Source organism: Agromyces sp. NPDC056389, from assembly GCF_042262385.1.
In the GTDB taxonomy this organism is placed as follows: domain Bacteria; phylum Actinomycetota; class Actinomycetes; order Actinomycetales; family Microbacteriaceae; genus Agromyces.
The window spans coordinates 861,310-879,166 of the sequence record NZ_JBHJPN010000001.1 but is presented as its reverse complement, the minus strand read 5'-3'; the positions used below and the strand labels follow the sequence as shown (position 1 = coordinate 879,166).

Genomic DNA, 17,857 nt, shown 5'->3' with positions numbered 1-17,857 from the left:
GATGAAGCGTGCAATCGGAAATGCGGCCAGGAGGCTCGCCCCCAAGACGATCGACGGGCTCCACGACCTCGACATGACACGGCAGCGGTTCGGCGACCTCGAGGAGGTCGTCGCCCGGATGGAGCAGGCGAACGCCGATCTCTGGTCGCGGGTCGTGGCGCTCGAGGAGGAGATCGACGAGCTCCGACGTGATGCGCCGCGAACCGCCGAGCTCTACGACGTGGTGCTGACGCGACTCGCGCAGCCGAACTAGCCCGCCTGCGCGACTCGGACGTCGATGACCTGACCGGTGGTCTCGGTCGCGAGCACATCGAGGCACGCCTCTGCGACGGTCTGCGCGGTCAGCAGCGACCCGCTCGGCTCGTCGCCGAAGGCCCGCCGTCGCATCGGCGTGTCGGTGCGCTGGGGGTTGATGCAGTTCACACGGACGCCGTCCTGGTGCCATTCGTCGGCCAGCGCTTGGGTGAGATTGACGATCGCAGCCTTCGTGGCGGAGTAGAGGCTGTAGTTGGCGCGTCCCCGCGTGTACGAACTCGACGTGAAGAAGACGAGTTGGCCGCGGGTCTCCGCGAGGGCGGGGAACGCCTCCTGTGCGATGATCGCCGGACCGGTGAGATTCGTCTTGATGATCGAGCGCAATCGCCTCGGCGACATGCGGAGGAGCGGTCCGATCGTCAGCTCCCCGGCCGTGACGACGACGTGGTCGATCGCCCCGTTGCGACCCGCTTCGTCCATCGCGCGACGAACCTGCTTCCGCGACCGGATGTCGGTCCCGGTCGCAGCACGACTGAACGCGTGCACGTCGGCGCCCCGTTCCCGAGCCAGCTTCACGATGCTCTCGCCGATGCCCGAGGTGCCGCCGAAGACGACGATGGTCTTGCCCTCGAGCGACTCGCGGTGGGCGAGTTCCGAGACGGGGGTGCTGGCGAGCTGGAAGAGTTTGTCGGCGATGTGGACGTCGACGGGATCGGTCACCTTCATGTTCTCGGCGGAGCCCTCGACGACGTAGATGGGGATCTCGGGCAGGTAGTGCCGGACCACGCCGCAATCGTCGGTCGCGACGAAGTCGGGGTCGAGGGACGCGGCACGGTACGCCGCCATCAGCACAGCGCTCCGGAACGCCTGAGGAGTCTGGCCTCGCCGAAGGCGCGAGCGGTCCGGGATGTCGGAGATCGTGCCGTCGTCGTTCAGCGCGATGATCGTGTCGGCGGAGGGGATCGCAGTGTCGACGGCATCGTACGTGTCGAGTGCCCGGATGCAGTCGCGGATGATCCGATGGTCCACGAACGGCCGCACAGCGTCGTGAAGCAGGATGTTGACGTCCTCGTCGAGCCAATCGAGCGCGAGCTGCGTCGTGGCCGCCCTCGTCGGTCCGCCCGCGAGCACAGCGCGCACCTTGGGATGCGCGGACGGCTCGGCATAGATCCGCGAGTCATCGAGCGAGTCGGGATGCATCATGAGGATGATGTCGTCGATCTCCTCGCATGTCTCGAAGACCTCCAGCGTGTGCTCGACGATCGGCTTTCCCGCGATCCTCAGGAACTGCTTCGGAATACCGGCGCCGACGCGTGTTCCGGTGCCGCCGGCGAGGATCACGGCGACGGTGCGCAGCGCTGAGGGCATGGGCTCTCTTTCGTGGGGATTCGAGGGCGGAGACGGATCCTCATGAGCCTACCCATGCGGAGCGGACGAGCCGTATCTCAGCGTCCTCGGCCTCCGGCGTCCGACAGTGCGTCGCGCCAGCTCATGTCGCGCGCCGCCTTGACCGCGCACACCACGAGCAGCATCCAACCGCCCTCGAAGAGCGCGAAGCTCTCGGCGAACGAGGTCACCGCGATCGCGACGAGCATGAGCGCCGGCCACACGTACACGACGCTTCGACGTGTCGAGGCGAGCAGCCACGCGCGGACGAGCGCGAGGCCGAGCAGGCCGATGAACAAGAGGGCGCCGATCACGCCGACCTGGAAGTACACGTCGATGTACGCGTTCAGGCCGGAGCCGTGGGCGCGGCCCGTGGCGAGATCGATCCACGTGTACGGCGGGGCATCCGGCCATGGCCCCACCCAGCCCCAGCCCTGCAATGGATTCAGGTTGAGGTACCGCGACATCTCCCGCCAGACCTCGAGGCGAACGTCGAACTCGTCACGCGCGTCGATGATCTCGATGATGCGGATGCGGAAGATCCATCCCGCGACGATCGTCACGACGCCGGTGACGAGCAACGCGATCTGCCAGCGCCACCTCGTCGGTGCAGAGGCCTTCCGCAGTCCGTAGAGGGCCACGAGGGCGACGAGTGCGGCGCCGAGCGCGAACCAGGTCGTCGGCGATCCGGAGAAGACGAGGCACAGCCCGGCGAGCGTGAGGGAGAGGATGGCGCGAGTGCGCTGCACGATCTTCATGCGCCACTCGACGAGGAAGGTGAGGAGGGCGATGAGCGCGACGAAGCCGAGCATGTTCCGCGAGCCGAAGATGCCCTGGATCGGTCCGAACTGCGCGATGCCGCCCTGGATTCCGAGCACGCGGATCGGGATGTCGAGGATGATGCCGGACAGCACCTCGAGTGCGAGGGAGGCGCCGAGGAGCGCGCGCATGACGTCGCCGAAGGCGCGAACGATCTGGATGGTGTCGCGCATGAGGGCGATGTACACGCCGATGAACGCGAACGCGATGAGGTAGAAGAGACGAGCGAGCGAGGTGAGCGCCGGCAGGCTGCTCCAGAGCACGGACGCCGCACACCACCCGATGAACACGAGGATCGAGAGCGGCAGGATGCCGTACCACTCGACGGCCCTCCATCGGGCGACGAGCGACGCGCTGCAGAGCACGAGGAGACCGGCGATCGCGGCGACGAGACCGGGTGTGCCGATGATGCTCCGCACGGCATGCGTCGAGAACGCGAGGCCGACGGCGAGGAGGGTGAGTGCCTGGGCGAACCGCGCAGATCCGGCGAAGTCGCGCAGCGCAGCGCTCAGCTGCGAGCCACGGGTGCTGCCGTCGCCTCGACCGGCGCCGGCCCCGGGAACGCTCATCGGTCAGCGACCTCGGCGCGCGAGGCTCGGTTCATCGAGCGACCTCGGGCGGCGGCATCCGCGATGCCGGTATCGGCACCGGTTCGGCCGGCAGCGGCTCGTGCTCCCACTGCCGTCGCTTCGTCGACCAAGCGATCGCGATGAGCAGGAGCCATCCGCTCTCGATCAGGAGCCGGCTCTCGGCGAAGCTCTGTCCGATGAGCGCCACGAGCAGGAGCAACGGCACGAGCGCGGCGGCCGAGTGGGGGAGCGGTCGCCCTGACGCGTCCATGGGTCGATCGACGGCGAGGAACCAGGAACGCCACAGTGCACCGATCACGATCGAGGCGAAGGCGATCACTCCGATCACGCCGAGCTGCATCCAGACGTCGAGCCATGCGTTGTGAGCCTGCAGGTAGGTGACGCCCTTGCGCACTGCGAGGCCCTGGAACGGCTCCACCCACGGCACCCAGTAGCCGACCCAGCCCCAGCCGAACCACGGCCGTTCCGTGGCGAGGCCGATCACCGAGTTCCAGATGTCGAACCTGCCGGTCAGGTCCTCGCTCTTGCCGAAGAGGTCGAGCAGCCGGTCCCACAGGCCGATCAGCAGGGCGACGGATGCCACGAGCGTCGCGCCGGCCGTCCAGTAGACGCCGCGACGGCGGTCGGGGCCGACCCTCCGAGCCCAGAGGGCGAAGCCGAGTGCGACGAGCACGATGACGGCGACGAGGACCACCGTCGCCGATCGGGTGAGCGCGAAGACAACACCGGCCACGACGATCCAGACGATGCCCGAGGTGCGCCGCACGCTGCCGGCCGCGAGCATCGCGCCGAACACGACGAGTCCGAGCAGCGCGGCCATCGCGAGGAGGTTGCGGCTCGCGACGATGCCCTCGATCGGGCCGCCGTCGAAGAGGAGTCCGCGCGACCAGTAGAAGGCCATGGGCAGTTTCTCGGCCGTGGTATCGAAGTCGGGGAAGTTCGGCAGCAGCGGCCCGCCGACGAAGAGGGCGACCCAGAGCTCGAATGCGAGCGAGAGTCCGAGCACCCATTTGAGCGCACCGCCGAGGCATCGGACGAACTGCGTCCAGCTCAGGCACAGCACGAGGGCGATGGCGGTGAAGGTCGTCGCGAGCGTGATGCCGACGCCGAGCGCGGATGCCCCGGGGTAGTACGACCAGGCGATCGAGGCCGTCGCGAGCAGCACGAAGACGAGGGTCGACTTCGGCACGCGGCGCCAGATCCATGTCGGCCGCACCTGCGCGACCATGACGACGGCGCCGATCAGCACGAGCGCCGCGATGATGCCGAAGCCCCACCAACCGAGGAGGTTGCGCCAGAACTGGCCGGCGAGCACCGTGAACAGGGCGAATGTCGCGTACGCCGTGATCCAGCGTCGTCGATCGGTGCTCATGGGGTACAGGCTATCGCGGGCTCCATTGCGAACAGATGACGGATGCGGCGTCGGGCTCGATCCCGCGGCCTTGGTAGCTTGGACGCAGACGACCGAGAGGACCCCTCGCACATGTTCACGGCGATCGGCAACACCCCGCGCGACTACGCGTGGGGCTCCACGACGGCGATCGCGGGATTCCGCGGGGTCGAGGCATCCGGAGCGCCGGAGGCCGAGCTCTGGCTCGGGGCGCACCCGGGGTCGCCGGCGCAGGTGCTCGACCCCGAGGCCGTCGGACACGCCGATCTCGCGGCCTGGATCGCGGCGGCGCCCGCGCAGGTGCTCGGCGCTGGCCTCGCCGAGCACGGCGCGCGCCTCCCGTTCCTGCTCAAGGTGCTGGCGGCGGCCGCACCGTTGTCGCTGCAGGCGCATCCCACGCCCGAGCAAGCACGCGCGGGCTTCGCGCGCGAAGAGGCCGACGGGGTGCCGCTCGACGCCTACGACCGCAACTACAAGGACGAGTTCCACAAGCCCGAGCTGATCGTCGCGGTGAGCGACACCTTCGACGCCCTGTCGGGCTTCCGTCCGCTGAGCGAGGTGCACGGGGTCCTCGAGGTGCTGCGAGCAGCGGATGCCGCGGCTCCCGACCCCGACTCCGGCGCACTCGACCTGCTCGAGTCCCGCCTGTCGGGCGAGCACGCGCTCCGCGACACCGTCGAGTGGCTGCTGCGCGACGGTCGCGGCGGCGACACCGGCGAGGCGACGTGGGTGATCGACCGGGTCACCGCGCTCGCGGCATCCGAGATCGCGCTCGCCTCGCCGTACGCGCTCTCGTTCGAGACCGTCGGCGCGCTCGCCGAGGCCTACCCCGGCGACCCCGGTGTCGTGATCTCGCTGCTGCTGAACCGCGTGCGCCTCGCGCGAGGCGAGGCGCTGTACCTCGCGGCCGGCAACGTCCACGCGTATCTCGACGGACTCGGCATCGAGCTCATGGCGGCGAGCGACAACGTGCTGCGCGGCGGCCTGACGCCGAAGCACATCGACGTCACGGAGCTCCTCGACGTGCTCGACTTCACGCCGATCTCCGCGCCGTACCTCGCGCCGATCGAGGTCTCGCCCGGGGTCGAGGTGTTCCGCCCCGACGTGCCCGATTTCGAGCTGTACCGCGTCGAGCCCGCTGCGGAGGCCGCCCATGTCGCACTCGACGGGCCGGCGATCGTGATCGTCGAAGGCGGCGGCGTCACGATCAGCGGGTCCACCGGGGCATCCGTCTCACTCGATCGTGGAGCGTCCGCCTACATCACCCCCGACGAGGGCGAACTCTCGATCTCCGGCCGGGGCATCGCCTGGATCGCGACCACGGGTTCGGCAGCACGGGTCGACGCCTAGGAGGCGACCCGCATCCCGAAGAGCCGGCGGTACGCGGTCGGCGTCGTCTGCAGCACCTTCACGAAGTGATGCCGCATGACGGCTGCGGCCCCGAATCCCGTGTCGCGGGCGATCTCCTCGAGCGTGAACGAGGTCTCCTCGAGCAGCTGCTGGGCGCGCAGCAGTCGCTGACGGTTCAGCCATGCGTTCGGGGTCGTGCCCGTCTCCGCACGGAATCGGCGTGCGAAGGTGCGGGGAGACATGAGCGCCTTGCGAGCGAGGAGGTCGACCGTGAGGTCTTCGTCGAGGTGCTCGACCATCCATTCGGTGATCTTCGCGAACGAGTCGCTGCGGCACTCGGCGACAGGGCTCTGGATGAACTGGGACTGGCCGCCGTCGCGCTGCGGCGGCACGACCATGCGGCGGGCGATCATGTTCGCGGCGCCCGCGCCGAGCTCGGTGCGCACGATGTGGAGCGCCGCGTCGATGCCCGCAGCGGTGCCCGCACCCGTGACGACCTTGTCGTCCTGCACGAAGAGGACGTCGGCGTCGACGTCGACGCGCGGGAACATCTCGGCGAGCCGTTCCGTGTACATCCAGTGCGTCGTCGCGCGGCGGCCGTCGAGCACGCCGGCCCGGCCGAGCGTGAACGCGCCGGAGCACACCGAGAGCACCCAGGCACCGCGTTCGACGGCGTCGCGCAGCACCTCGGACACCCGCTCGTCGACGGGCTCGTCGATGAGGGCGGCCGGCACGGCGACCAGGTCGGCGGTTCGAGCGACGTCGAGACCCTCGTGCACGATGATGTCGAAGCCGAGCTTCGTGGTGATGGGGCCGGGGTCGGCCGCGACGACGTGGAAGTCGAAGGTCGGGCCGCCGGTGTCGCTGCGATCAATGCCGAACACCTCGCAGAGCACGCCGAACTCGAACGGCGCCATCTGCGGCAGGGCGATGCAGGCGATGGTCTTGAGCACGGCGGCCTCCGTTGGCAGGAATCGATCGATTGCTGTCCACTCTGCCACTTTCGGCAGGATCTGACAAGTCATAGATTTACTGCCATGACCACGATCATCTTCCTCGTCCTTGCGGGACTCGCCATCTGGGGCGTCCTCGCCACCGTGCTCCGCCTCGACACCGATGGCTACGGTCGGCCCGAGATCCGCGACCGCACCCGCCACATCGAGCACCAGCCCACGCGCCCCGCCTGACCCGGTCGGGAGCGGCCCGGTCCCGCTCCGGATACGATCGACTCCGGCGGGGAGGTACCGCGCCGGAAGGTGGGAACATGAGCTGGCTGGTCACCGGGGGAGCGGGCTACATCGGCGCGCACGTCGTGCGCGCATTCGAGGCCCAGGGCATCGGCGCCGTCGTGCTCGACGACCTCTCGACGGGCAAGGCCGACTTCGTCCCCCACGGGACCCCGATCGTCCACGGCAGCATCCTCGACGGGTCCGTGATCGAACGGGCGATCGAAGAGCACGGCGTCACGGGCGTCGTCCACCTCGCGGGGTTCAAGTACGCGGGAGTCTCGGTCGAGCGCCCCCTGCACACGTATCGGCAGAACGTCACGGGCACCGCCACGCTCCTCGCAGCGATGGAGTCGAAGGGCGTCGACCGCATCGTCTTCTCATCGAGCGCGGCCGTGTACGGCACTCCCGACGTCGATCTCGTCACCGAGGCCACGCCGAAGCATCCCGAGTCGCCCTACGGCGAGTCCAAGCTCATCGGCGAGTGGCTGCTCGCCGACCAGGCCAAGGCCGCCGGCCTCCGGCACACGAGCCTGCGCTACTTCAACGTCGTCGGCTCGGGCACGCCCGAGATATTCGACGTGAGCCCGCACAACCTCTTCCCGCTCGTGTTCGACGCCCTCCTCGCCGAACGCACCCCCCGTATCAACGGCGGCGACTACCCGACCCCCGACGGCACGTGCGTGCGCGACTACATCCACGTCGCGGATCTCGCCGAGGCGCACGTCGTCGCCGCGCGTCGTCTCGACGCGGGCGACGGTCTCGAACCCGTCTACAACCTCGGTTCCGGCGACGGCGTCTCGGTCGGCGAGATCATGCGGGCGGTCGCGGAGGTCACCGGCATCGAGTTCGCTCCCGAGGTCGGCCCGCGCCGCGGCGGAGACCCCGCCCGCATCGTCGCCTCGGGCGAACTCGCGGCCCGCGACCTCGACTGGCGGATGCGCCACACGCTCACCGAGATGGTCGACAGCGCCTGGCAGGCTCGCCGCGCGGCATCCGATTCATAACGTCTCCTCAACGTCCCGGCGTGTCGACACGGCCATCAAGCCTCGACGGTCGCTTGAGGGTTTACCATCTGCGACTTGACTCACGGGAATTACACCGGTGTAATTGGTCGTGACACACCCTCTGGGTGGTCGGTACAACTGGGTGGGAGACGATATGAGCAATCCTGAATATCGTTCTGGAGTACCTGACGATTGGTTCGTCGATCCTGTCAGGCTGGGCGTTCCGGGGGTTCGCTCAGTCTCAGACGATGACAATCCGTTGGCATGGCAGAGCGACGCGCTGTGCGCGCAAACCGATCCTGAGGCGTTCTTCCCTGAAAAGGGCGGATCGACACGGGACGCGAAGAAGATCTGCACCGGATGCGAGGTACGCAATCAGTGCCTCGAGTACGCCCTCGGCAACGACGAGCGTTTCGGCATCTGGGGCGGGCTCTCCGAGCGGGAGCGGCGCAAGCTCCGCAAACGAGCAGTCTGAGTCGCGGAGCTCGCCACGGCGAGCTCCGCGCTCGTGACCTCACGGTTCGAGACGCACGACGAGTCGACCTCGAGGCATCCGGACATTCGACCGGATTTTCGAGGCACGCCCGCATCGGTGACGGATGCCGCCGGGTGTGCCGCTTAGGCTGACCCCGATGTTCCCCAGAGTCACCGCCGTCCTCGTCGCACATCACGGTGGCGACCACCTCAGACGCTCCCTCGAAGCGATTCGAGCACAGGGTCGTGCTCCAGACGCCCTCGTCGTCGTCCTCACCGAGGCCGACGCCGAAGCTCGCGAGATCGCTGCGTCCTCATCGCCGACGCATATCGTGGAGCTCTCGCAGCGGCTCTCGTTCGGCGACGCCGTGCGCGCCGCGGACCGGGTGCTCGACGCTCCGGCGTCGGACGCCGACGCGCTGTGGCTCCTCGCGGAGGACACCGCGCCGGAACCCGATGCGCTCGAGCGCCTCGTCGCGACGCTCGAGACGGCGAAGTCCGTCGCGATCGCGGGACCCAAGCTCCGCGAGTGGGACGACCCCGACCGCATCGCGACCTTCGGTCGGACGATCACGCGCTTCGGTCGCAGCGTCTCGCTCGTGGCGGGCGAACTCGACCAGGGTCAGCACGACGGCCTGAGCGATGTCCTCGGCCTCGACCCGGCCGCCATCCTCGTTCGGCACGCCGTCTGGCGCGGGCTCGACGGATTCGACCCGGCGCTGCCGACCGTCGACGACGCCCTCGACTTCTCGATCAGGGCGCGCCTGGCGGGCCACAGGGTCTCGGTGGTGCCGGACGCCCATGTGCGATTCGCCGGTGATGGGGTCGTCGGGCCGCCGTCCGACCCGCGCGCCCGAGCAGCGAGGCGACGTACTCGCGCCGCGCGGGCGGCCGCGCTGCACCGCAGGCTCGTGTACGCGCCCGCCGTCGCCGTTCCGGTGCACTGGCTGAGCTTCCTGCCGCTCGCGATCATCAGGTCGATCAGGCTGCTGCTCGTGAAGTCGCCCGGAGCGATCATCGGTGAGTTCGCCGCGGCACTCGGAACGATGTTCTCGGGCATGCGCGTTGCCCGCGCCCGGCGCCGGTTGAAAGCCGCGCGCACGACGGGCTGGTCGGCGATCGCTCCGCTTCGGATGGCGCCCGACGAGGTGCGCCGGCGTCGACAGCACGCCGCCGAGGAGCGGCGCGCGAGAGCGCGGGGCCGAAAGCACGAGCTGCAGTTCATCGGGACGGGCGGCGGCTGGGTGCTGCTCGTCTCCGTCGTGGCGAGCGTGGCACTGTTCTCCTGGCTGCTCGGTGCCGGGGGACTCAGCGGCGGCGGCATCCTGCCGCTCTCGAACGGTCTCGACGAGCTGTGGCACAACGCGGCCTACGGGTGGCGAGACATCGGCGCGGGCTTCGTCGGCGCCGCCGACCCGTTCGCGGGCGTGCTCGCGGTGCTCGGGTCGATCACCTTCTGGGCGCCGTCGTTCGCCCTCGTGCTGCTCTGGCTCGTCGCGGTGCCGGTCTCGACGCTCGGTGCGTGGTTCGCCGCCTCCCGGCTGACCGAACGGGGCTCGGTGCGCGCCGTCGCCGCGCTCGTGTGGGGGCTCGCGCCTCCGCTGCTCGTGGCGCTCGGCGACGGGCGCCCCGGCGCCGTGCTGGCCCACATGCTGCTCGGCTGGCTCGCCTTCGCCGTGTTCGGTGCGGCGACGTCGTGGGCCGCCGCGGCGACGGCCTCCCTCCTGTTCGCGGCCGTGGTGGCGGCGGCGCCGAGCCTCGCGCCGGCACTGCTCGTGGCGTGGCTGGTCAGCCTCGCGGTGAGCGGACGCGCCGCGGTTCGCCTCGCGGGCCTGCCGCTGCCGGCCTTCGTGCTCTTCGCACCGCTCGTGCTCGCGCAGTTCGGTCGCGGCACCCCGATCGCATTGCTCGCCGACCCCGGGCTGCCGCTCCAGAGCATCGTTCCGTCGTCGTGGCAGCTCGCGCTCGGATTCCCGGGGGCGCCGTGGGGCGGCTGGCCGGAGCTCCTCGGCAGCGGCTCCGCGATCGACCCGAAGCTGGTCGTGACGCTCCTCGTCGTGCCGTTCATCGTGGCCGCGCTCGCCGCAGTGCTCGCGCCCGGCATCCGGGGGGCGGTGCTCAGCCTCGGCGTGGCGCTGCTCGGCTTCGCGACCGCCGTCGCCGCCGGCCACGTCGCGGTCGCGGTCGCCGGACCCGAGGCGGTGCAACTCTGGACGGGGCCCGGACTGAGCCTCGCATGGCTCGGGCTCGTGCTCGCCGCGGTCATCGCGTTGAACGCCGTGCGTCGGGGCGGTGCCGTGCTCGCATGGCTCGTCGCCGCGACGACGATCGCCGCGGTCGTGCCGACGGGGCTCGCGATCGCGACCGCCTCGACCGCGATCTCCCCGGCTGCCGAGCGCACACTGCCGGCATTCGTCGGCGCCGAGGCCCAATCGGATCCGAGGGTGACGACGCTCCGGATGCAGCCCGAGGTCGACGGCAGCATCCGGTCGACCCTCGAGCACGGCACGGGCACGACGCTCGATGAGCAGTCGACGCTCGAGCAGACCCTGGTGGAGATGAGCGAGTCGGAGGCGCAACTCGCGGAGGTCGCGGGCAACCTCGCCTCCCGCAGCGGATTCGACCCGGATGCGGCGATCCGGGAGTTCGGCGTCTCGTTCGTGCTCCTCGCCCCGCCTGTCGGTGACGACCGCGAGGCCGAGGCCACCGCGAACCGTGCGCGTACCGCGCTCGACGGCAACTCCGCATTGATCGCGGTCGGTGAGACCGACTTCGGCACGCTCTGGCGATTCAGCGCTGCCGAGTCCGACGCGCCGGCCGCGCAGATCCCTGCGAACGCCGGCGGCGCGTTGACCGGACTGATCACCGCCGCGCAGATCATCGTGCTCGGCGCAACGCTCCTGCTCTCGATTCCGACCGGGGCCGGGCGCGAGGCCGATCGACGCCCGGTGCGACGCCGCCCTCGGAAGCCTGCGAAGGTGCGGAAGAAGCCTGCTCCCGACGAAGCGCCCACCGACGCCACCGGCGCCGGTGAGGCCGCCGATGTCGCCGAGCCCGATGACGAGAGCCGGCCTGCTGAGGCGAGCGAGCACCCAGCGGACGGCGTGCCCGATGAGGTCGACGAATCGGGGGGTGACCCGGACCCGGCATCCGAGGCGCCGGACGAACGCGTGACGGATGCCTCGGAGCCCCCGTCGGCCGAGGAGCCGCCGCCGCCCGCGGCAACAGACCGAGACGAACCGACCGAGACGAGGGGAGACGACGATGTCCGCTGATCGCGCACGCACCTTCGCCCGCATCGGCGGTCGCGCCGCAGGACTCCTCGTGGCGGCCGCGCTCGCCGTCGCCGCGCTGGGAGCCGCCGCGCTCGTGCCGTGGCCGGAGCACCAGGTGGCACCACCGTCGCTGGTCGTGCAGCCCGCGGAGAGCCGTCAGCAGCGCGTCTGCCCCGGCCCGCTGCTCACGCTCGCCGACGATGCCGCCGCCGCCACGACCGCGTCCTCGATCGGCGAGGCCGAGATCACCGTCGGCGCCGAGCCCGACGACGCCGAGATCACCGAGACACCGCTCGACGCGCCCGGCAACCCGCGCGCCGACCGCGACGGCACCCCCGTCGTGATCGAGGTCGAGCCCGGCACCGTGGATGCCGGCATGATCGCGGGGGCCCAGTCCCAGTCGGCCGACACCGAGACGATCGCGGGATTCGCGGCGACCGCCTGCGCCGAGGCGACCGCCGAGTCCTGGCTCGTCGGCGGCGCGACGACGCTCGGCCGCACGAGCCTCGTGACGCTCGCGAACCCCACCGCTGTCGCTGCGACGGTCGACGTGCGCGTGATCGGCGAGACCGGCGCGGTCGAGGCGGGCTCGGCGCTCGGCATGATCGTGCCGGGCGGGAGCCAGCGGGTCGTCTCGCTCGCCGGGCTCGCACCGAACATCGCCTCGCCGGTCGTGCACGTGACGAGCACGGGCGGCACGATCGCCGCCACGCTCGAGCAGTCCGCGGTCGACGGTCTGGCTCCTGCCGGCGTCGAATTCACCGGTCCGGCGGCGATGCCCGCCAACACGCAGATCATCCCCGGATTCGTGGTCGCCGAAGCCGGCGGCATCGATCCCGCGGACGACCACGCGGAAGGCGACGCGTTCCCTGCCGTGCGCCTGCTCGCCACGGGCGACGAGCCCGTCGACGTGACGATCGGGCTCGTTCCCGAGGCGGGCAGTGCCGACGGCTCCACGATCGAGGCGACCCTGCAACCGGGCCGGGCGACCGATGTCCCGCTCGGCGTGCTCGAGGCCGGCGCCTACACCGTGCGAGTCGAGGCCGACGGACCCATCCTGGCGGCCGCCCGCGCCTCGATCAGCGTTCCGGCCGACGAGACGCCGTCGGCATCGGCGGATGCCGCGGCAGCGGGTGACTTCGCCTGGACGGTGTCGACATCGCCGCTGCTCGACGATGCGGTCATCGCGGTCCCCGACGGCCCCTCGCCCGTCCTCCACCTCGCGAACGAGGGCGAGGGCGAGGCCGAAGTGCAGCTCACGCTCGACGGCGAGACGCGCGCCATCACGATCGACGCGGGCGGGGCGGCATCCGTCGAGGTCGATGCCGGCTCGATCGTCACGCTCGCCGGAGTCGCCGGGGTGCACGCCTCGGTGTCGTTCAACGACGTGGCCGGACTCGCCTCGTTCGGGGTGCAGCCGCCCGGGCCGCTCGACGCGCCCATCCGAGTGTTCCCTCGGTAGGCGGTGACGGCGCGCCTCGCGGCGTCGCTCAGAGGTGGCGGTAGCGCCCCGGAGCCAGCTCCCACGGGTCCTTGCCGAGAAGGTCGGCGATGGCACGGAAGACGCAGCTCTCGATGAGCAGCTTCTCTTCGCGCTCCTCGCCCTCCTGCAGCCGCAGGAACCGCACGATCGGCAACCGGTAGAAGACGATGCGGCGTTCGTCGTGGAAGACCTTCCACCGGTCGACGTGGTCGTCGTGGATCGCCTCGGCCGGCCCCTGCGCGACCTCGAACACCACGCCCTCGAGTTCGGGCCAGAGTCCCCGAAGATACGCCGCGGTGGTCCCGACGGTGACGTCGAACTCGTCGAGGCGATTGTGGAGCATCGGCAGGTGCGGCCCGGTGACCGCCGAGCGGAGCCCACGGCCGTGGCGGTCGCGGGCGAGCCGTCGGGGCGAGCGCGGCTCTGAGGCGACGCGGCGGGAGCGGGGCATACCGTCCATCGTACTGAGTCGTATCCACCGAACGGCCGAGATGCTCGCTACTCTGGTCAAGCCATGAGACGTTGTTCGCGCACTGCCTGCGCTGCCGAAGCGGTTGCCACGCTGACGTTCGACTATGCCGACTCGATGGCCGTGCTCGGCCCGCTCGCGGCCACCCGCGAGCCGCACGGCTACGACCTCTGCGCCAGGCATGCCGAGCGCACGTCGGCACCCGTCGGCTGGCAGGTCGTGCGGCACGTCAGCCTCGGTGAGGTAGGTTTCAAGGCATGAATTCCGCTGACTCCTCCGGATCTCGAGCGCGCCTCGATGCGATCGTGAAGGCCTACGACGTCCGCGGAATCGTCGGGGAGGGGCTGACCGCCGAGACGGTCGAGGCGCTCGCCGCGGCGTTCGTCGACGAGGTCGGCGCCGGCGGCGGCCAGGTCGTCGTCGGGCACGACATGCGCGACTCCTCGCCAGGATTCGCCGAGGCATTCGCCCGCGGTGCGGCTGCCCGCGGTGCCGATGTCATCTCGATCGGGCTGTGCTCGACCGATGAGAACTACTTCGCGTCGGGGTCGATGGACGCGCCCGCGGCGATGTTCACGGCGAGTCACAACCCGGCCGCGTACAACGGCATCAAGTTCTCGCGCGCCGGAGCGCAGGGCATCTCGCTCGACACGGGCCTGGCTGCGATCCGCGATCGCGCCGCCGCCTACCTCGAAGCGGGCATCGCGTCCGTCGCCGCGCCCGGCGCGGTCTCGACGGTCGACGTGCTCGCCGACTACGCGGCCCACCTCCGCTCGCTCGTCGACCTCAGCGGCATCCGGCCCCTCAAGATCGTCGTGGATGCCGGCAACGGCATGGGCGGGCTCACCGTGCCGGCCGTGCTCGGCACGGCGGCAGCGCTCCCGGCCCTGCCGCTCGAGATCGTCCCGCTCTACTTCGAGCTCGACGGCACCTTCCCGAACCACGAGGCGAACCCCCTCGACCCCGCGAACCTCGTCGACCTGCAGCGCGCCGTCGTCGAGCACGGTGCCGACCTCGGCCTGGCATTCGACGGCGACGCCGACCGCTGCTTCGTCGTCGATGAGCAGGGCGGCGCAGTCGACCCCTCTGCGGTGGCGGCCATCGTGGCCCTCCGCGAGATCGCCCGGGTGCAGGCCATGGGCGAAGCGGATGTCTCGGTGATCCACAACCTCATCACCTCGCGCTTCGTACCCGAGGCGATCGAGGCCGCAGGGGCGACGCCGGTGCGCACCCGGGTCGGCCACTCGCTCATCAAGGACCAGATGCGCGCCACGGGCGCCGTCTTCGGCGGCGAGCACTCGGCGCACTACTACTTCCGCGACTTCTGGAGCGCCGACAACGGCATGCTCGCCGCCATGCACGTGCTCGCCGAGTTCGGTGCGCAAGCGGCCCCGCTCTCCGAGATGTCGAACCGCTTCACTCCGTATTCGCTCTCGGGCGAGATCAACTCGGTCGTCGACGACGTGCCCGCGGCGTACACGCGCATCGTCGAGGCGTTCACCGACCGGGCGGAGTTCGACGAACTCGACGGCCTCACGGTGACGGGCATGACCGCCGGCGACGAGGCGTTCTGGTGGTTCAACGTGCGGCCCTCGAACACCGAGCCGCTGCTGCGCCTGAACGCGGAGGGCGGGGATGCCGTGACGATGGCGGCCATCCGCGACGAGGTCCTCGCGCTCATCCGCGAGAGCCCGCGCAGCGCGTAGCTCCTTCACACGGAGGATCGCCCGGAGCCGAGCTGGCAGAATGGTCGCATGACCACGCTGCCCGCGACCACCGCCCTTCCGTTCAAGGTCGCCGACCTCTCGCTCGCCGAGGCCGGTCGGCACCAGTTGAGGTTGGCCGAGAACGAGATGCCGGGCCTCATGGCGCTCCGCGCCGAGTTCGGCGAGTCGAAGCCGCTCGCGGGTGCCCGCATCGCCGGCAGCCTGCACATGACGGTGCAGACCGCCGTGCTCATCGAGACCCTCGTCGCGCTCGGCGCGCAGGTGCGCTGGGCGAGCTGCAACATCTTCTCCACGCAGGACGAAGCCGCCGCCGCGATCGCCGTCGGCCCCGAGGGCACCGTCGACGCGCCGGCCGGCGTGCCGGTGTTCGCGTGGAAGGGCGAGTCCCTCGAGGAGTACTGGTGGTGCACCGACCGCATCTTCGACTGGTCGACTGAGGCCGCGGCGTCCGGCGCCGACTGGATCGGCCCCAACATGATCCTCGACGACGGCGGCGACGCGACCCTGCTCGTGCACCGCGGCCGCGAGTTCGAGGCCGCCGGTGTCGTGCCCGCGGCGACGGAGGACGCGAGCCACGAGTACCGCGTCGTGCTCGACACCCTGCGGGCGAGCCTCGAGCTGAGTTCCGACCGCTGGACGCGCATCGCCGAGGAGCTGAAGGGCGTCACCGAGGAGACCACGACCGGCGTGCACCGCCTCTACGAGCTGCATGCGGCGGGCGAGCTCCTCTTCCCGGCCATCAACGTCAACGACTCGGTCACGAAGTCGAAGTTCGACAACAAGTACGGCATCCGCCACTCGCTGCCCGACGGCCTGAACCGCGCGACCGACGTGCTCATGGGCGGCAAGGTCGCGTTCGTCGTCGGCTACGGCGACGTCGGAAAGGGTGCTGCGGAGGCGCTTCGCGGTCAGGGAGCCCGTGTCATCGTCTCGGAGGTCGACCCGATCTGCGCGCTGCAGGCGGCGATGGACGGCTACCAGGTCGCCCGCCTCGACGACGTCGTCGGCGAGGTCGACATCTTCGTCACGTGCACCGGCAACAAGGACGTCGTGCGCGTCGAGCACATGCTCGGCATGAAGCATCTCGCGATCGTCGCGAACGTCGGCCACTTCGACAACGAGATCGACATGGCGGCGCTCGAATCGCTCGAGGGCGCCGTGCGCGTCGAGATCAAGCCGCAGGTGCACGAGTGGCGCCTGCCCACCGGGCGCTCGATCCTCGTGCTCTCCGAGGGACGCCTCATGAACCTCGGCAATGCCACGGGGCATCCGTCGTTCGTGATGTCGAACTCGTTCACGAACCAGGTGCTCGCCCAGATCGAGCTGTGGACCCGGCCCGAGCAGTACCCGGTCGGCGTCTACGTGCTGCCGAAGCACCTCGACGAGAAGGTCGCGCGACTGCACCTCGACGCGCTCGGCGTCGAGCTCACCGAGCTCTCGCCCGAGCAGGCCGCCTACATCGGCGTGCCCGTCGAAGGCCCGTACAAGGTCGACCACTACCGGTACTGAGACGGCGACGGATGCCGCGGTCCGCGGCAGCCGTCCGTCCGGCGTCAGCGCTCGGGGAAGCCGGGCGGCGTCGCCGTGAGCACCGGCGCGAGCGACGCCATCCGGGCGTCGACGAGCGCGAGCGCGACCGCGTCGCGCTCGCGCCGGAGCGCTGCGACGCCCGCGAGGAAGCGTTCGGGCGAGGCGTCGGGCAGCGGCGACACGAACGGCGCCACCTCGGCGGCGAGCGATGCAGCGACGCGCTCGCGACTCTCGGGCACGAGGTGCGCCGCGTTCGCGAAGAAGGCCGCGACCCGGCGCGCCAGTGGATCGGGGAGCCGGGCGACGTCGGCGATCGCCGCCCACGAGACGAGCTCGGGCGGAACGCCGAACGCGGTCGACGGAAGCTTCGGCACGCGCTCGACCTGCCCGTGCGTTCCTGCGAGCAGGTCGCCGAGCCGCTTCGACGACGGGTTCAGGAACCCGACGAGCACGGCGAGGCCGCCGAAGGTCAGGTAGATCTCGACGACTCCGGTCAGCGCGCGGATGAACGCGTGCCGGAAGCCGATCGCGCCCCCGTCGTCGCGCACCACGCGGAGGCCCAGTGCGAGCTTGCCGAGCGAGCGACCGTGCGAGGCCGTCTCGACCGCCGTGGGAACGATCACGATGCACGTCACGATGCCCGCGATCAGGATGGCCTGGAAGCCCTTCTCGTCGATGCCGAGTCCCGAGAGGGCCAGGAGGAGGCCGAGGATGAGGAGCACCGAGACGAGCACGTCGATGATCGCGCCGCCCGCCCGGATGATCGCGCTCGCGGGTCGTACATCGAGCGTCACGGCCTCGCCGGTGACCACGCCCTCGTCGTCGAATCGGGCGGCGCTCGGGGCGACGGCTGGGGCATCTGCCATGGGTAGTATT

Annotated in this window: 15 protein-coding genes and 1 pseudogene; 10 read left to right on the top strand and 6 right to left on the bottom strand. The window is 70.5% G+C overall.

Annotated elements, in window-relative coordinates:
- Position 1: 1 nt before the first annotated feature.
- Complete coding sequence (locus tag ACFCVM_RS04150; protein ID WP_375834209.1) at positions 2 to 253, top strand: hypothetical protein; 252 nt, start codon at positions 2 to 4, stop codon at positions 251 to 253.
- Here ACFCVM_RS04150 and ACFCVM_RS04145 read toward each other — a convergent pair.
- From ACFCVM_RS04145 to ACFCVM_RS04135, 3 genes are all read right to left on the bottom strand, one after another.
- Positions 250 to 1,623: a D-ribitol-5-phosphate cytidylyltransferase gene (locus ACFCVM_RS04145; RefSeq protein WP_375834206.1), complete on the bottom strand. Its 1,374-nt coding sequence runs from the start codon at positions 1,621 to 1,623 to the stop codon at positions 250 to 252. The genes ACFCVM_RS04150 and ACFCVM_RS04145 overlap by 4 nt on opposite strands.
- Positions 1,624 to 1,700: 77 nt before the next feature.
- Complete coding sequence (locus tag ACFCVM_RS04140; protein WP_375834204.1) at positions 1,701 to 3,029, bottom strand: O-antigen ligase family protein; 1,329 nt, start codon at positions 3,027 to 3,029, stop codon at positions 1,701 to 1,703.
- Between the two features lie 31 nt (positions 3,030 to 3,060).
- Positions 3,061 to 4,422 carry an O-antigen ligase family protein gene (locus tag ACFCVM_RS04135; protein ID WP_375834202.1) on the bottom strand — a complete coding sequence of 454 codons (1,362 nt, stop codon included), beginning with the start codon at positions 4,420 to 4,422 and terminating at the stop codon, positions 3,061 to 3,063.
- Positions 4,423 to 4,533: 111 nt separating this feature from the next.
- Between ACFCVM_RS04135 and manA the strand changes: the two genes are divergently transcribed.
- On the top strand, positions 4,534 to 5,790 hold the full coding sequence (gene manA, locus ACFCVM_RS04130; RefSeq protein ID WP_375834200.1) for a mannose-6-phosphate isomerase, class I: 1,257 nt from the start codon (positions 4,534 to 4,536) through the stop codon (positions 5,788 to 5,790).
- Here the strand turns inward: manA and ACFCVM_RS04125 are convergent.
- Positions 5,787 to 6,743, bottom strand: a complete 957-nt coding sequence (locus ACFCVM_RS04125) for a GlxA family transcriptional regulator (protein ID WP_375834198.1) — start codon at positions 6,741 to 6,743, stop codon at positions 5,787 to 5,789. The genes manA and ACFCVM_RS04125 overlap by 4 nt on opposite strands.
- Before the next feature lie 84 nt (positions 6,744 to 6,827).
- Here ACFCVM_RS04125 and ACFCVM_RS04120 point away from each other — a divergent pair, with 84 nt between their 5' ends.
- From ACFCVM_RS04120 to ACFCVM_RS04100, 5 genes are all read left to right on the top strand, one after another.
- Positions 6,828 to 6,977 carry a hypothetical protein gene (locus ACFCVM_RS04120; RefSeq protein WP_375834195.1) on the top strand — a complete coding sequence of 50 codons (150 nt, stop codon included), beginning with the start codon at positions 6,828 to 6,830 and terminating at the stop codon, positions 6,975 to 6,977.
- Between the two features lie 77 nt (positions 6,978 to 7,054).
- Positions 7,055 to 8,023, top strand: coding sequence for a UDP-glucose 4-epimerase GalE (galE, locus tag ACFCVM_RS04115; RefSeq protein WP_375834193.1), 969 nt, complete (start codon positions 7,055 to 7,057; stop codon positions 8,021 to 8,023).
- Between the two features lie 154 nt (positions 8,024 to 8,177).
- Positions 8,178 to 8,498 carry a WhiB family transcriptional regulator gene (locus ACFCVM_RS04110; RefSeq protein WP_074258598.1) on the top strand — a complete coding sequence of 107 codons (321 nt, stop codon included), beginning with the start codon at positions 8,178 to 8,180 and terminating at the stop codon, positions 8,496 to 8,498.
- Between the two features lie 157 nt (positions 8,499 to 8,655).
- Positions 8,656 to 11,772 (top strand): glycosyltransferase family 2 protein, encoded by a 3,117-nt coding sequence (locus tag ACFCVM_RS04105; RefSeq protein WP_375834191.1) that lies wholly within the window; start codon positions 8,656 to 8,658, stop codon positions 11,770 to 11,772.
- Complete coding sequence (locus ACFCVM_RS04100) at positions 11,762 to 13,234, top strand: DUF5719 family protein (RefSeq protein ID WP_375834189.1); 1,473 nt, start codon at positions 11,762 to 11,764, stop codon at positions 13,232 to 13,234. The genes ACFCVM_RS04105 and ACFCVM_RS04100 overlap by 11 nt, the downstream gene beginning before the upstream one ends.
- 28 nt (positions 13,235 to 13,262) lie before the next feature.
- Here ACFCVM_RS04100 and ACFCVM_RS04095 read toward each other — a convergent pair whose 3' ends face one another.
- Positions 13,263 to 13,706, bottom strand: coding sequence for a hypothetical protein (locus ACFCVM_RS04095; RefSeq protein WP_074259402.1), 444 nt, complete (start codon positions 13,704 to 13,706; stop codon positions 13,263 to 13,265).
- Positions 13,707 to 13,769: 63 nt separating this feature from the next.
- Here ACFCVM_RS04095 and ACFCVM_RS04090 point away from each other — a divergent pair.
- The 3 genes and pseudogenes from ACFCVM_RS04090 to ahcY form a co-directional block, all read left to right on the top strand.
- A pseudogene (locus ACFCVM_RS04090) lies at positions 13,770 to 13,949 on the top strand (DUF3499 family protein); the annotation flags it as partial.
- Positions 13,950 to 13,981: 32 nt separating this feature from the next.
- A complete protein-coding gene (locus ACFCVM_RS04085) occupies positions 13,982 to 15,430 on the top strand; it encodes a phosphomannomutase/phosphoglucomutase (protein WP_375834185.1) in 1,449 nt (482 codons plus the stop codon).
- 48 nt (positions 15,431 to 15,478) lie between these two features.
- Entirely contained in the window at positions 15,479 to 16,960 is a 1,482-nt protein-coding gene (gene ahcY, locus ACFCVM_RS04080) for an adenosylhomocysteinase (RefSeq protein ID WP_375834182.1), read from the top strand.
- A 44-nt stretch (positions 16,961 to 17,004) separates the two neighbouring features.
- Here the strand turns inward: ahcY and ACFCVM_RS04075 are convergent, their stop codons facing one another.
- A complete protein-coding gene (locus ACFCVM_RS04075; protein ID WP_375834180.1) occupies positions 17,005 to 17,847 on the bottom strand; it encodes an RDD family protein in 843 nt (280 codons plus the stop codon).
- Positions 17,848 to 17,857: the final 10 nt, after the last annotated feature.